The organism is Streptomyces sp. 142MFCol3.1 (genome assembly GCF_000424945.1).
Taxonomy (GTDB): Bacteria; Actinomycetota; Actinomycetes; order Streptomycetales; family Streptomycetaceae; genus Streptomyces; species Streptomyces siamensis.
The window spans coordinates 50,975-64,703 of record NZ_AUKV01000009.1 but is presented as its reverse complement, the minus strand read 5'-3'; the positions used below and the strand labels follow the sequence as shown (position 1 = coordinate 64,703).

General features: G+C 69.9%; 17 protein-coding genes and 1 pseudogene. 9 read left to right on the top strand and 9 right to left on the bottom strand.

Annotation, left to right across the window (positions count from 1 at the left end; translation table 11 throughout):
• Window positions 1–70 precede the first annotated feature (70 nt).
• The gene (locus tag H305_RS0114635) at window positions 71–1,354 is read right to left on the bottom strand and encodes a phosphatase PAP2 family protein (protein ID WP_028801044.1); all 1,284 of its coding nucleotides are present in this window, start codon (window positions 1,352–1,354) and stop codon (window positions 71–73) included.
• Window positions 1,355–1,860: 506 nt separating this feature from the next.
• Here H305_RS0114635 and H305_RS0114630 point away from each other — a divergent pair.
• The gene (locus H305_RS0114630) at window positions 1,861–2,511 is read left to right on the top strand and encodes a CatB-related O-acetyltransferase (protein ID WP_028801043.1); all 651 of its coding nucleotides are present in this window, start codon (window positions 1,861–1,863) and stop codon (window positions 2,509–2,511) included.
• 155 nt (window positions 2,512–2,666) lie between these two features.
• Here H305_RS0114630 and H305_RS45890 read toward each other — a convergent pair whose 3' ends face one another.
• Window positions 2,667–2,924: a calcium-binding protein gene (locus H305_RS45890; protein ID WP_028801042.1), complete on the bottom strand. Its 258-nt coding sequence runs from the start codon at window positions 2,922–2,924 to the stop codon at window positions 2,667–2,669.
• 157 nt (window positions 2,925–3,081) lie between these two features.
• Between H305_RS45890 and H305_RS0114620 the strand changes: the two genes are divergently transcribed.
• Window positions 3,082–4,203 carry a PP2C family protein-serine/threonine phosphatase gene (locus H305_RS0114620; RefSeq protein WP_051370587.1) on the top strand — a complete coding sequence of 374 codons (1,122 nt, stop codon included), beginning with the start codon at window positions 3,082–3,084 and terminating at the stop codon, window positions 4,201–4,203.
• A 33-nt stretch (window positions 4,204–4,236) separates the two neighbouring features.
• On the opposite strand, the gene H305_RS55760 is transcribed toward H305_RS0114620, so the two are convergent.
• Window positions 4,237–4,362, bottom strand: coding sequence for a hypothetical protein (locus H305_RS55760; protein ID WP_267880794.1), 126 nt, complete (start codon window positions 4,360–4,362; stop codon window positions 4,237–4,239).
• Window positions 4,363–4,489: 127 nt separating this feature from the next.
• Here H305_RS55760 and H305_RS45885 point away from each other — a divergent pair, with 127 nt between their 5' ends.
• Window positions 4,490–4,951 carry a cytidine deaminase family protein gene (locus H305_RS45885; RefSeq protein ID WP_051370618.1) on the top strand — a complete coding sequence of 154 codons (462 nt, stop codon included), beginning with the start codon at window positions 4,490–4,492 and terminating at the stop codon, window positions 4,949–4,951.
• Window positions 4,952–4,958: 7 nt separating this feature from the next.
• Here the strand turns inward: H305_RS45885 and H305_RS0114605 are convergent, their stop codons facing one another.
• The gene (locus tag H305_RS0114605) at window positions 4,959–5,813 is read right to left on the bottom strand and encodes an alpha/beta fold hydrolase (RefSeq protein ID WP_028801040.1); all 855 of its coding nucleotides are present in this window, start codon (window positions 5,811–5,813) and stop codon (window positions 4,959–4,961) included.
• 109 nt (window positions 5,814–5,922) lie between these two features.
• Here H305_RS0114605 and H305_RS0114600 point away from each other — a divergent pair, with 109 nt between their 5' ends.
• The 4 genes from H305_RS0114600 to H305_RS0114585 all read left to right on the top strand — a co-directional run bounded on the left by H305_RS0114600 (window position 5,923) and on the right by H305_RS0114585 (window position 8,414).
• Window positions 5,923–6,879, top strand: a complete 957-nt coding sequence (locus H305_RS0114600) for an alpha/beta fold hydrolase (protein WP_028801039.1) — start codon at window positions 5,923–5,925, stop codon at window positions 6,877–6,879.
• A gap of 74 nt (window positions 6,880–6,953) precedes the next feature.
• Window positions 6,954–7,307, top strand: a complete 354-nt coding sequence (locus H305_RS0114595; protein WP_028801038.1) for a hypothetical protein — start codon at window positions 6,954–6,956, stop codon at window positions 7,305–7,307.
• 97 nt (window positions 7,308–7,404) lie between these two features.
• A complete protein-coding gene (locus H305_RS0114590; protein ID WP_028801037.1) occupies window positions 7,405–7,653 on the top strand; it encodes a hypothetical protein in 249 nt (82 codons plus the stop codon).
• A gap of 263 nt (window positions 7,654–7,916) precedes the next feature.
• Window positions 7,917–8,414, top strand: coding sequence for a lamin tail domain-containing protein (locus H305_RS0114585; protein WP_028801036.1), 498 nt, complete (start codon window positions 7,917–7,919; stop codon window positions 8,412–8,414).
• 231 nt (window positions 8,415–8,645) lie between these two features.
• On the opposite strand, the gene H305_RS0114580 is transcribed toward H305_RS0114585, so the two are convergent.
• The 4 genes from H305_RS0114580 to H305_RS0114565 all read right to left on the bottom strand — a co-directional run bounded on the left by H305_RS0114580 (window position 8,646) and on the right by H305_RS0114565 (window position 11,051).
• Complete coding sequence (locus H305_RS0114580; RefSeq protein ID WP_028801035.1) at window positions 8,646–9,257, bottom strand: sigma-70 family RNA polymerase sigma factor; 612 nt, start codon at window positions 9,255–9,257, stop codon at window positions 8,646–8,648.
• A 152-nt stretch (window positions 9,258–9,409) separates the two neighbouring features.
• A complete protein-coding gene (locus H305_RS0114575; protein ID WP_028801034.1) occupies window positions 9,410–10,048 on the bottom strand; it encodes a hypothetical protein in 639 nt (212 codons plus the stop codon).
• A 280-nt stretch (window positions 10,049–10,328) separates the two neighbouring features.
• Entirely contained in the window at window positions 10,329–10,595 is a 267-nt protein-coding gene (locus tag H305_RS45880; RefSeq protein WP_078629049.1) for a copper chaperone PCu(A)C, read from the bottom strand.
• A gap of 24 nt (window positions 10,596–10,619) precedes the next feature.
• Window positions 10,620–11,051 carry a MarR family winged helix-turn-helix transcriptional regulator gene (locus H305_RS0114565; protein WP_078629066.1) on the bottom strand — a complete coding sequence of 144 codons (432 nt, stop codon included), beginning with the start codon at window positions 11,049–11,051 and terminating at the stop codon, window positions 10,620–10,622.
• A 298-nt stretch (window positions 11,052–11,349) separates the two neighbouring features.
• On the opposite strand from H305_RS0114565, the gene H305_RS0114560 reads away from it, so the two are divergent.
• Window positions 11,350–12,423 (top strand): alkene reductase, encoded by a 1,074-nt coding sequence (locus tag H305_RS0114560; RefSeq protein ID WP_028801032.1) that lies wholly within the window; start codon window positions 11,350–11,352, stop codon window positions 12,421–12,423.
• Between the two features lie 123 nt (window positions 12,424–12,546).
• Here the strand turns inward: H305_RS0114560 and H305_RS54760 are convergent.
• Window positions 12,547–12,766 (bottom strand): annotated as a pseudogene (locus H305_RS54760) (glutathione-dependent formaldehyde dehydrogenase); the annotation flags it as partial.
• A gap of 396 nt (window positions 12,767–13,162) precedes the next feature.
• Here H305_RS54760 and H305_RS0114555 point away from each other — a divergent pair.
• Window positions 13,163–13,720, top strand: coding sequence for a type 1 glutamine amidotransferase domain-containing protein (locus H305_RS0114555; RefSeq protein ID WP_028801031.1), 558 nt, complete (start codon window positions 13,163–13,165; stop codon window positions 13,718–13,720).
• Window positions 13,721–13,729 lie beyond the last annotated feature (9 nt).

Sequence of the window (13,729 nt, the reverse complement as noted above, 5' to 3'; positions counted from 1 at the left end):
CGACCCGATGTCTCGGGTCGCGGCCGCGTGGATCAGGCGGGAGCACCTGCTGTCCGGACCGGTGTCGCCCTCACGCCGGTTCGGGTTGAAGTTCCGGCTGCTGCGCCGGTGCGGCCTTGGGCTCCCACAGCTTGGTGGTCCGCACGTAGCCGTAGATGACGGATGCCATCGCCAGAAGGAGGACGGGCCCGAACACCTCGGGGTGCTTGGCCATTTCCGACGGCAGATAGCGATAGGAGACCAGGAGAGCGGCGAAGACGGCCGTGCCGTAGGCGACGAGCTGGGTTGCCTGGCGGTCCCAGCCCCGGGCGATCGCGCGCATCGCGGACTCGATGGTGAGGGCGAACACCACACCGGCGATGAGGTCCGCGCCGTAGTGGTAGCCGAATCCCAGGGTCGCGGTGAGCGTGGCGATCAGCCAGAACGTGCCGGTGTATCGCAGCACCCTTGGGCCCTTGCGGGAATGGAGGAAGAGCGAGGTGGCCCAGGCCGTGTGCAGGCTGGGCATGCAGTTGCGTGGGGTGATCTCGTCGAACGAGATCGAGTGCAGGGCGATCGGCGGCGGGGTGTGGGGCCACAGGTCGGCGATCGCCCACTGCTGGCCGCCGGTGCCGAACGCGCCGGTGCCGTAGGCGAAGACGGGGCCGACCACGGGGAAGAGCATGTAGATCGCCGGTCCGAGCAGGCCGATGACCAGAAACGTGCGCACCAGATGGTGGCTGGGAAAGCGACGCTCGACCGCGACGTTGCGCAGTTGGTAAAGCCCGAAGATGGCCGCTGCCAGTGGGAGCTGGCCATAGACGAGGTGGAGGGTGTGGGCGCCGACCGGGCCGGTGGCCTCGACCATGCGGCCCACCAGCCACGACGGGTTTCCGAGCGCGTGATCGGCGGTTGCCACGTACGGGTCGAGCACCGCCGGGCGGGTCTTCGACGTGATGAGCAGCCAGGTGTCGCCGGTCTTGTGGCCGGCCACCAGGAGCAGGCCCAGTCCGACGCCTTTTAGCAGCAGGGCGCGTTCCCGGCCGGTGCGCCGCGTGACGGCGATGACGGCACAGCCCAGGATCACCCACAGCGCGCCGTTGCCGAAGTTCGGCCTCGCGTCGACGACCAGTCTCACGAGGCAGAAGACGGCGTCGATGCCGATCGCGGTGCCGAGCGCGATGAGCCGCTGCCGCCAGGTGAGGACCACCATCATGAGCGCCAGACCGCCGTACAGCAGTGGTCCCGAGCGCGGGCCGAAGATCACCTCTTGCGCCTGGTTCGTGATCGGCCCGGGCAGGCCGTAGTGGCGGGCGGCGATCTCCAGGGCGACGAGGAATCCGAGAACCGCCACGCCTGTCGCGGTCCACAACATCGTCCGCGGTCGGCGCCACGCGGCGAACGCAGTTCTGCTATCTATTCGCGAAGGTGCACGCGACGCTCTAGGTATCAATTGTTTGGCCGATTTGGTAGGTATTGGTTAATAAGTCACTCCTCGCGCCAGACAGCACAGTTTTCCGTAAAGGGTGGGCGATCAGGGCACTCGTCGTGAGTTCGATCATGTTAGCGGAGCCGCGCAAGCGACTTCAGCCGGTGACGGACAGATTGAATCCCGGCGAATCCCGCGCTTCAAGAAGCGTGACGGAAATGGCGAAGTGACCCTGGACGCCCGACGGACATCGAGGACATCGCGCGTACTCGAGATCACCAAGAGGGGGTTCATTGACTTATGCCCCTTTACTGTCGATTTTCCTTGGCTCGGGACCGCGATGCCGGTGAGGCTGCCCGCGCACACGCGAGCGGTGAATCGCTGAGCTTCACGGCTCAGTGCCGCGATCATGGAGTGATCCCCGCCCGGCAGCCCCTGAGGAGTCCCTCGTCATGCCCGTCCCCGCTGACCCGACAGAGCTCCATCCGATGCCTGAGCAGCCGCGAGTGGTGCTTCTCAAGCCATTGGTGACGTCTCCGCTGATCGAGGTCGGGGAGTACTCCTATTACGACGACCCGGACGACCCGACGGCCTTCGAGACGCGCAATGTGCTGTACCACTACGGGCCGGAGAAGCTGGTCATCGGCAAGTTCTGTGCGCTGGGCACGGGCGTGCGGTTCCTCATGAACGGCGCCAACCACCGCATGGACGGCCCTTCGACCTTCCCGTTCCCCACGATGGGCGGTTCGTGGGCCGACCACTTCGACCTGCTCACGGGCCTTCCGAACCGCGGGGACACCGTCGTCGGCAACGACGTCTGGTTCGGTTACGGGACGACGGTCATGCCCGGCGTGCGGATCGGGCACGGCGCGATCATCGCTTCGGGTGCCGTCGTGACCGGCGACGTACCCGACTACGGCATCGTCGGCGGGAATCCGGCCCGCCTCATCCGCACCCGCTACGACGACCGGGACGTCGCCCGGCTCCTGGCGGTGGCCTGGTGGGACTGGCCGGCCGAGCACATCACCGAGCACGTACGGACGATCATGTCGGGCAGCGTCACCGATCTGGAGAGAGCCACACCTGACGCCCGGGAGCTGTGAGGGGTTGAAGTGGACGGAGCGCGGCGGCCCGGTTCGCACACAAGGTCGCCTTGCGTGCGAACCGGGCCGCGTCGTCCGTCAGCCGCGTGCGGGAGCGGGTCGCCCGGCGCTGCCGCGCAGGACCCCTGGAGCACCCCGGCTGCGGCGGTGGGCCCTCACATCGTGCAGCCGGAGCCGGAGCGCGGTCGGGTGCAGACGTTGAGGCCGGCACCGCCGTCGCTGGTGTCGGTGCCCGTTCCGCCGTCCAGGACATCGGACGCCGGGCCGCCGAAGAGGGCTTCGTCGCCGTCGTCGCCGGTGAGGAGGCCGGCACCGTCCTGGCCCTCGACGCCGTCGTTGCCCGGGCCGCCGGAGACACGGTCGTTGCCGGTGCCGCCGCACAGGATGCCGTTGCCGCCCCGGCCGTCGAACACGTCGCCGCCGAGGCCGAAGACGACGTCGCCGCCGGGCGTGCCGACGAGGACGTCGGCGCGTCCCCGGCCGCGCTGGGCGCATGTTTACCGCACGGCCGCAGCCCGCGGCGCCAAGGCGGCGAAGGCCGCACTCGGAGGCAAGTGCAAGGCTTGATGCATGGATCTTCGACGGTGGACGGAGCTCCGGCAGTCCTGGCGGCCGGGACACGCGCCCGAGCTGATGGTCATCCCGCTGGGCCTGATCGTCGCGGTCTGTGTGATCGACATCCTGGCCCCGGCACACATCCACCTCGGCCCTCTGCTCGTGGCGGCCCCCGCGATCACGGTGGCCTTCGCCGGCGCTCGGATGACGGCGCTGATGGGAGCCCTCGCGGTGGGGGCCCAAGTACTGATCGGTGCCGCGAGAGGGGTCCTGTCCACCGCGAACGTCATGGCCCAGATCGCAGCCCTGGTCGTCATCTCCGTCCTCTGCGTCGCCTTCTCCTTCGTGCGCCGGGGACGCGAGCGGCAGTTGCACCGGGTGCGGTCGGTTGCCGAAGTCGCCCAGAGCGTCCTGCTGCAACCGCTGCCCGCACGCAGTGGCCCGCTACGGATCGCCGCCCGGTATCTGCCGGCCGAGGAAGAAGCCGATCTCGGCGGAGACCTGTACGCGGCCGCCCGGACCGCCCACCGCAGCACCCGGCTCCTCATCGGTGACGTCCGCGGCAGCGGTCTGGGCGCGATCGGCAACGCCGCCCTGCTGCTGGGGGCCTTTCGCGCGGCCGCTCATCGGCAGGCGACTCTTCCCCGCCTCGCCGTCCACCTGGACGCGGCCTTCCGCTGGGACGCCGACCAGTGGCGCGTCGAGACCGAGCAGGACACCGACGAGGACTTCGCCACGGCGACCCTGCTGGACATCCCCGACCACGAAGCGGTCGTGCACCTCATCTCCTGCGGCCATCCGCCGCCGCTCCTGCTCCGCGGCCGGAGCGTGACCACGGTCGCGCCCCGGGCGAGCCACCTGCCGATCGGTCTCGGCGGGCTCTGCGACCCCGACGACTACGACGTCGAGACCTTTCCGTTCGAGGTCGGCGACCTGCTGCTCCTCTACACCGACGGAGTCATCGAGGCACGCAATGCCGACGGGGTCTTCTATCCCTTCGCCGAGCGGGTGCCCAAGTGGTTCGAGGAGGATCCCGAGGGCCTTCTGCAGCGCCTGCAGGACGACCTGCTCGCCCACGTCCACGGCCACCTCGACGACGACGCTGCCGTGGTCGCGATCCGCCGCCTGGGCGCCTGACCTGCCTCCCGGCCTCACCCCTCCCCCTCGCCGTCAGGCGAGGCCTTCGCGGTCGGCGATGATGTCGGTCTCGTACTGGTCGATGATCTGTTGCGGGCCGCGGCCGGTGGGGCGTGCGAGGTCGTCGACGGCCGTAGGACCCCGAACGGCAACGCCCACGCCGACCGCAAGCAACGAAGCAGCCCGACCCGGCGCGACGAGCACCTGAGGGGCCCGACAACCCCTTGCACCCCTTTGCCGCTCGGATCGCCGTTGCCCGACATCTCGAGAGGTGGAGAAGACGACCATGCAGACCGACCCCGTCGACCGCGAACTCATCCAGGCCGCGGCCCACGTCGCTCGAACCCGCTGCCGGGGCGACAACCACACGATGGCGGCCGCGGGCCGCGCCCGGGACGGCCGGATCGTCACGGCGGTGAACGCCTATCACTTCACCGGAGGGCCCTGCGCCGAACTGGTCCTCATCGGCGCGGCAGCCGCCCAGGGCGTCTACGAGCTGGACACGGTCGTCGCCGTGGGCGATCGCGACCGCGGCGTCGTGCCCCCGTGCGGCCGGTGCCGTCAGGTCCTTCTCGACTACTTCCCCGCCCTCAAGGTCGTCGTCGGCGGGGAAGACCGCGTCCGAACCGTCTCCATCACCGACCTGCTCCCCGAGAGCTACGTCTGGGCCGACCACCAACTCGACGCCGAGGAGGACACCGCTCGGCGCGATCCGGCACCGTCGGCCGACCGTGGGAACGGTCCCTGACGCGGTACTAGTCGGCGGTGTCCGCGGCGGTGTGTTCGAGAATGGCCGCGGCGATCGTCGACCGATCTGCACGTTCGACCCCGTGCCCGGCGTCCTCGAGCGCCAACAGCCTCGCCCCAGGTATCTGTTCGGCCAGTGCCTGACCGTGCCGGAGCGGGAACACCGGATCGGCGGTGCCGTGAATCACCAGCGTGGGCACGGCGATCGAGGACAGGTGCGCCTGCGAGAGGTCACCGTCCGGAAGTGAGTCATGATTGCGGACCGCCGCGAAATCGTGCGCGCGCTCGATGTCGTGCAGGACAAGGGCACGGGTGGCGGCCTCGTCGAAGGGGCGTCGACCACCCGCGAGTGCGCGTGCGTAGGCCACCTGATGCTCGATCACCGATTCGCCGTCCGACCAGTCGACGTGTGCGGCCGAGACGAACCGCACGAACTCCTCGGCCGGCGAGGGAAGATCGCGGTCCCCGGGCACGGCGAAGGACGTGCTGATCAGGACGAGCGAGAGCACGCGGTCCGCGTGATGCAGCGCGAGCAGCTGCCCGAGAGCCCCTCCCGCCGAGACGCCCACGACGTGCGCGGCCCGGAGTTCATGGGCGTCGAGCACGCGGACGGCGTCTTCGACGAGGTCCGCGCCGGTGTATCCGGGGCGGCCCGGCTCACAGGTGGTCGACCGGCCGGTGTCGCGGTGGTCGTAACGGATCACGAAGCACCCGCCCTCGACGAGCATCCGGCAGAAACCCTCGTCCCACCAGAGCATCGAAGCCCCGGTGCCCATGATGAGCAGGACGGGCGGATCCGACGGGTCACCGAAGGACTCGGTGCACAGTTCGACGCCGTCCACCTCGACCATGCGCTCGGTCATCGCTGCTCCCTTCTCCCGTCCCATAGTGCCCATGCGTTCTTCACTCCCCCGGCCGCAGGGGCGGGACCACGACCGCCGCCGGAAGATCGCAGCACGTACGCTCGTGCACATGATCCAGCATCGAACGGTCGAGGTGAACGGGATCCGCATGCACATCGCCGAGCAAGGCGATGGCCCTCTGGTGGTGCTTCTGCACGGCTTCCCCGAGTCGTGGCATTCCTGGCGGCACCAGTTCGGCCCGCTCGCCGAGGCGGGCTTTCGTGTCGTCGCTCCCGACCAGCGGGGCTATGGACGCACCGACCATCCCGACGACGTCGACGCGTACACCATCCTCCACCTGGTCGGCGACGTCGTCGGTCTGATCCATGCCCTGGGCGAGGAGAAGGCGTTCGTCTTCGGGCACGACTGGGGCGCGCCCGTCGCATGGCACACCGCGCTTCTGCGGCCGGACATCGTGCGCGGGGTGGCCGGGCTGAGCGTGCCGCCGCCTTCCCGGGGAGCCGAGCCGCCGCTGGTGACCATGGACAAGAAGTTCGGCGGGCGCTTCTACTGGAACTACTTCAACCGCCCCGGCGTTGCCGACGCGGAGTTCGCGAAGGACCCGCGCACCGCACTGCGCAAGCTCTTCCACTCGGCCTCCGGTGACGCTCCAGGCGACACCAAGCAGCCGCTGGTCGACGCCGACGAGGGATGGCTCGCAGCCATGCCCTACCCCGAGGTGCTGCCCGACTGGTTCACCGAGGACGATCTCGACGCACTCACCGAGAGCTTCTCCGAGGGCTTCACCGGCGCCCTCAACTGGTACCGCAACCTCGACCGCAACTGGGAACTGACCGCACCGTGGGACGGCGCCGTCGTCACCCCTCCTGCCCTGTACATCTACGGCGACCGCGACCCCGTACCGTCGTTCCCGGGCACGCCTGAATTCATCGAGAGCCTCCCCGCACGGATGCCCAACCTGCATCGCAGGCCCCTCGAACTGGCAGGCTGCGGCCACTGGACGCAGCAGGAACGGCCGGACGAGGTGAACGCGGCACTCCTCGACTTCCTCCGCGCCTGCGCCTGACCCGTCTGCACGGCCCTCGAACTCACGGCACCGCCTACCCGGTTGCTGTGCACGCACGGTGGTACTCATGGTCCATGACCACCGGAGAGGACGAGAGCGGCAGCGCGTCGGAGAGGGTCGGCATGCGCCCCTGCCCCGAAGTCGAGACCGCCCTCAACAAGCTCACGGGCGGGCAGGGTGCCGGGTCACCCCAGTTCCGTGCCGGGGAAGCGGCCGCGTACGAATGGGCGTTGGGGCGGTCGGCCGGCTCCCCGGTCACCGCCCGGGCGGTCGAGGGCGTCCCCGACCTCGCAGTGCTGACCGCCGAACTGGACGCGGTGACCGTCCGGTTGGAGGACACCGGCGACCTGCCAGGCAGCAGGGACTACGTCCGCGGGCTCCACCACGGCCTCGCCTGGCTCTGCGGATACGGCACGGCGGGCGGCTGACGAGCGGCCGGGCCTCGGCACCACGGCATACTCGTGCGATGCCGATGAACCGGCGCATGTGCGGGCTTCGTCAGCGCGAAGGCCCGAGGACGCGGCGGTGGGCCCGGAGTTCCTGGTCGACGCCGCGCTCGACGAGATGCTCTCGAGCGGGCCCGGCCAGGCCTCGCACACCGCCTTGCGCCACCTCTGGCTCACCGACGACGAAGCTCACGTATTGAAGGCCCGGTTGCGCGCGATGGCCGCCGAGCCGCAGCCGACGAACTCCGCGCACGGCAAGCCGTACGGGCTTCTGGTCAGCCACTTCCGTGCCGAGGTGCCCAGCCTGCCCCCGGACGACGGGCGCTGACGGTCGGTCCTGTCCCGTCCGGACGAGGTCAGTGCCGACGGCCCGAAGGCGGTGGGCGCGCCGGCCCGGACGGCGGCGCCGTCGATGCCGACGCCGAGGGCAGCCCCCCAGGCCGCAGCCCGCAGCCCGCAGCCCGCCGACGAGTTCGACGGCACGCCCCACGAACTGCCCCCTTCACACTTCCTCCACCATCTCGTCACTCACCGATCACCAGTCGGATATGCTCCTGACGCTCCATTCGCACCACCGAGGGGGGAATCCTCATGTACATACGTCACGCTCTGGCTGCCGCCGCCGCTGCGGGCACGCTCACCGTCGCCGCTGCCGCCGTTCCGGCCCAGGCCACCGAGTACTCGTCCGCGCTGAAGATCAAGGGCGTCCAGTACGACGCGCCGGGCAGCGACTCCAACAGCTGCTCCACCGGCAACACCAAGGACGAGTACCTGACCATCAAGAACTACTCGTCCAGCACGACCGTCAACCTCAAGGGTTACGTCGTCAAGGACGCCGTCGGGAACCACTTCACCTTCCCGGCCAATCACTACCTCCAGCCGGGCGACTACGTGAAGCTGCGCGGCGGCCACGGCACCGACTCGGACACCAAGAACGTCGTCTACCGCCAGAACTGCAACTTCATCTGGAACAACGACAAGGACACCATCAACCTGGTCAAGTCCTCCGGCAGCAAGGCGGACGTCCACTCGTACACCAAGTCGGGCTCCGACCCCGACCGCAACGGCTACGTCACCTTCCACGGCTGACCCACCGCCGCCACACGCGCACGCGCGCCCCTGGGGGCCGGTCCAGAACAAACCGGGCCCCGAGGGCGGAGTGAACATGCCGTGTTTCCAAGCGAGTCGGCCATTTGGCGCGTACGACGCGGCAGCACGGTTCCCGGCACTCACAAGTCGCGCCTCGGCGAGATGCGCAGCACCGGGAGGGGGCGTCGGCGCCGATCCCTTGCGTACGGCACCGACACCCTCCGGCCGGCCTCAGGCCGCCTGCGGGACGGATTCCTCCGCGTCGTTCAGCAGATCCATCAGCGTGGCCCGGGCCCGCGCCACGCGGGAGCGGACCGTGCCGACGGGGCAGTCGCTGACCTGTGCCGTCTCCGCGTAGGGCAGGCCGACCAGTTGGGTGAGGACGAACGCCTCACGGCGTTCCCGCGGCAGCGCCGCGAGCAGGTCGAGCAGGGCGATGCCGTCGTCGAAGCCGGGCAGGTCCTGAGGCTGCGCGTTCTCGACGGCCCGTTGCCAGTCCGGTACGTCGGACAGGCGTGGGCGCGCGGCGGTGTACCGGTAGCTGTCGACCACCGCGCGGCGGGCGATGGACAGCAGCCAGGCACGGGCCGAGGTCCGGCCCTCGAAGCGGTGCAGGCTGCCGAGCGCGCGCAGGAACGTGTCCTGCGCGAGGTCGTCGACCGCCTGGGGGTCGCCGCAGAGGTGGGCCACAAAGCGCTGGACGTCGCGGTGCAGGGCGCGCACGAAACGGTCGACGGCGGCCCGGTCACCGCTTCGCGCGGCGAGCGCCCACGCGGTCGTCGACTCGTCCAGCGACATCGCCGTGTCGTGTTTCTCGCACGCGGGCAGGGCGGAAGCAATCACCTGGTGTCCTTCTCGGTCATCCGTGATCCGGACCAGGGCACGCGCGAGCGCGAGCGGTCCGGTGAAGGGGGGAGACGGCCGTACGGCACCTGCGTGGGCGTACGGCCGAGGCCCGAGGCGCTTCATGAGCGGCCTCGGGCTACCTGCTGTCGTCAGGCGACAGCGGCCCCCACGGGCGGACCCCGGGAAGTGATCGCGTGGGCGAGCAGGAGACGCCGCGCCCGGTCCGAGGAGCGGCGGCGTGCCCGGATGCGCCGACGCTCCGGGGTGAGGGGCAGGGCGAGCAGCAGCCGCAGCGGCGCCGCCAGCCATCCGGCCACAGCGCGCAGGATGCGGAACGCGGCGCGCTCGCCGTACGCCAGCCAGAGGCCGCACAGCAACGCGGCCAGCAGGTGGGCGGCGACCATGCCCAGCGACGCCGAGCCGGTCATGGAGGACTCCATGTGCCCCATGTCCATGCTGTCCATGGCTCGCATCTGCATCGACCCCGTCTGCATGGAGCCCATGTCGTGCCCCGGGGAACTCGCACCCCCGGTCGCCGACTGGGCGAACGAGAAGGCGGAGTGCAGCCCGGTCTGCGCGGCCACGACGGCGGCCACTGTCGACGGCAGCCCACGTTCACGGCCCGTCAGGCACCAGCTTGCGCCGCCGGTCACGAGCGCGCCGGCGGCCAGCACCCACGCCGGCACGTCGCTACCGGACATCATCACGTGGCCAAGGGCAGCGAGCAGCACACAGACGGCCGCGAACATCGCGGCCCGTACTGTGCGAGAACACCACCCTGCGGTCATGGCGCCTCATCCTCGCATCCGCGCTCCGGTCGTCATGCGGAGGTACGGAAACCGCCCCGGTGTCGTACTCAACACCCACGGCATGATCCAGTCCACAGCAACAGCCCGGAACCGAGCGGCCCTTCGGCCCGACTCCTGTCGGGGAAGAGAGCTTCGGCCATGGGCGCCGCGAGTCCACGCGTCGACCGCGGCCACCACCCGTACGATCTGCGCATGTGACACCACCGGCGCTCCCAGAGGCGGTTGGTCGCCGAAGGGCCGTGACGGGAAAGGCAATCGGTCACGATGTCGGGCGGATCACCACCGCGCTGGTACTGACCGCCCCGCCGTGCTCGAAGTGCAGGGTGAACGGCACGAGGTCGCCCTCGCTCCAGTCCCCCTCGGCGGCAAGCGTGACGGCCGGACCGCTCGGCGACATGGACAGCCCGCGGCCCGTGGGGACAGCGGCCGAGGCCACCTGCGCCCTGGTGGCGGACCCGCCGTCGGTCATGCGGTGGCTGCTGAGAGTGATCTGTTTGTTCGTGGCGGAGGAGGCCACCTCGACCAGCCGGTCGTCCTACCTGGACAGGATCTAGGCGAGGGGGCTGTGCTGTTCGGCGGCCCGGCTGAGGCTGTCCTCGATGCGGGCCAGCACACGGAGCATGGCGTCCTGTTCGTCCGCCCTCAGGTCGCCGGCGACGCTGTCCTCGAGCTCCGCCCAGACCTGTTCGACCTCCTTGCGCAGCGCGAGGCTGGCCGCCGTGGGTTCGATGATGGTGGCGCGCTTGTCCGTCTCGCAGGGCCGGCGGCGGACGAAGCCGGCGTGCTCCAGCCGCTTGACCGTGCGGGTCATGGTGGCGGCGTCGGAGCCGAGCAGGCGCACGAGGTCGGTCTGGCGCTGGGGGCCGAGGTCCCACAGCTGCATCATGACGAGTTCCTGCCCGGTGTGCAGGCCGACGCGGCGCAGGAGTTGCCCGGCGAGCATGCGGTGCAGACGGGCCACACGGAAGATCGCGTGCGTCATGGCTCCCGCCTGCACGGACGGTGGCAGCTGAGGCCGCACCACGTCAGCGGAGGGAGACCCGGTCGGCCCGGTGTCCGCTTCCTTCGGCACGTCGCTCCTGCCCTTCACGAGAATCTTGATCGAGCAAGAACAGCCTAGCGCGCCCGACCTCCGCACCTCGCGTGGCGCCTACCGACCTATCCAACGCACTTAGTGACGCAGGTCACATAACTTTCGGAATGGAGGAAGGCATTTACTTGTTCGGACAGGCATTGGCATCGCTGAGATGCCGAGCCACCGATCCGAACGGGAACTCTTCATGACCACAGCCTTCGCTCCCTACGATCTCGGGCGCACCCGCCTGCCGAACCGCATCGTGATGGCACCGATGACCCGCAGCCGCGCCTACGGTCCCGCGCAGAGCCCGACCGACCTGATGGCGACCTACTACGCACAGCGCGCGAGCGCCGGCCTGATCGTCACCGAGGGCACGCAGCCGTCGGTGGTCGGGCAGGGCTATCCGGACACCCCCGGCATCCACTCCGCCGAGCAGATCGCGGCCTGGCGCAAGGTCACCGACGCGGTGCACGCCAAGGGCGGCGTGATCTTCCTCCAGCTCATGCACACCGGCCGGGTCTGCCACCCGAGCCTGATGGGCCTCACCCCCGTCGGCCCCTCCGCGGTCACCGCGAAGGGGCAGGTCTACACGCACGACGGACCGCAGGACTTCGTCACCCCGCGCGAGCTGACCGATTCGGAAACCCAAGAGACCATTGCCGACTTCGCCTCCGCGGCACGGAACGCGATCGACGCGGGCTTCGACGGCGTGGAACTGCACGGCGCCAACGGCTACCTGATCCACCAGTTCCTCGCCCCGAACACGAACCGGCGCACCGACGCGTGGGGCGGCAGCCCCGAACGACGGATCCACTTCGCCGTCGAGACCGCGAAGGCGGTCGCCGGGGCCATCGGCGCGGACCGTGTCGGCTTCCGCATCTCCCCCGGCAACCCGCACAACGACATCGACGAGAGCGACCGCACGGACCTCGACGCCACGTACACCGCCCTCGTCGACGCCCTCGCACCCCTCGGCCTCGCCTACCTCCACCAGCTGGAGATCGCCGGCACACGCGACCTGCTCGTACGGCTGCGCAAGGCATGGCCCGGCACCTACATGCTCAACCCCTTCACCGGCACGGAGCCCACTGGCGCCGACGCCCTGAACTTCATCGAGGACGGCACGGCCGACCTGATCGCGTACGGCGCCCTGTTCCTGGCCAACCCCGACCTGCCCGCCCGCCTCGCCGCCGGCGGCCCCTTCAACACCCCCGACCGCGCCACGTCCTTCGGCGGCGACCACCGCGGCTACACGGACTACCCGACGCTTGCCTGACACAGAAGGGGGGTGCGGGAACCGCCTGCTCCCGCACCCCCACCAGCAAGAGTCCCTCCATGGGCTCGGTCCGCACCACGCCCTCCGAGCATTTTTGCCTGTTCGAGCAACTACAGGGAACTTGGCCTGCCCCATACGCAACTGGATCTGCTTGTCGAACATGGTCAGCGGCGGCGTGGGATCGACCGCGCCGCCGTACGCACCGGACATGGAGACTGTTCCGCCCCGGGCCGATCCCGGCGTGGGCGGCGCCCAGCCGGTCGCCGCGCGCCTTCTCCGTCAGCGGCTGGGCCACCCCGTCCGGGAGGTGCCCGACGAACCATTGCGCCGGCCTTGGCGAACCGGCACACCGGAGTTGTGCGCGCATCGTTCGGCCCTTCGGCTTGCGGTTCCAGCCCGATTCGCGCCGATGGGGCGAGGGCTGTGTGAGCCGGGTTCGTTCCGTGGGACTTGCCACGTGTGGGGCCGTTCATTGTGGTCACTCGTGCACCAGTGGGACCGGAGGCACATCATGCCCGGGCAGGCGTGATGTCGAAATGCCGTCTGCCCGACCCGGCTTTCCGCGGGCGGCGGGAGGCGATGGCACGACCGGAATGTGCCGCCTGCGCGCCCGCGTGCGAAAGCGCCGCGCCGGCGGACCGCTCGGCCGGTCATCGCGCGGCCCCCGACCCCATCGCGTACTGGGGAAACCTCTGCACACCGCCCTGCGCATCAGGCGAATCGGAAGGAGCGCAGCACCATGACCAACGAGCTCAGCGGCCGAAGGGTCGCCATCCTGGCCACCGACGGTGTGGAGCGCATGGAACTGGAGCAGCCGCGCGGTGCGCTGCACGGCGCTGGAGCCGAGACGGAGGTTCTTTCGCTGCACACCGGGGACATCAGCGCTCGGCAGTCGGACATCGACCCCGCCGGCAGCATCCCGGTGGACAAGAAGGTCGCGGAGGCGTCCGTGGCGGACTACGACGCTCTCGTACTCCCGGGCGGCACCATGAATCCCGACCAACTGCGCACGGACGACGAAGCCGTCGCGTTCGTCAGGGAGTTCATCCACAGCGGGAAGCCCGTGGCGACCATCTGTCACGGGCCGTGGACGCTCGTCGAGGCGGATGTGCTGCGCGGGCGCCGTCTGACCTCCTGGCCCAGTATCCGAACGGATCTGCGCAACGCGGGAGCCGAGGTCGTCGACGAGGAGGTCGTCGTCGATCGCGGTCTGATCTCCAGCCGAGGTCCGGACGATCTGCCCGCGTTCTGTGCGGCGATCGTCGAGGAGTTCGCTCGGATCCCGCAGGCCTCATGAACGACCCGA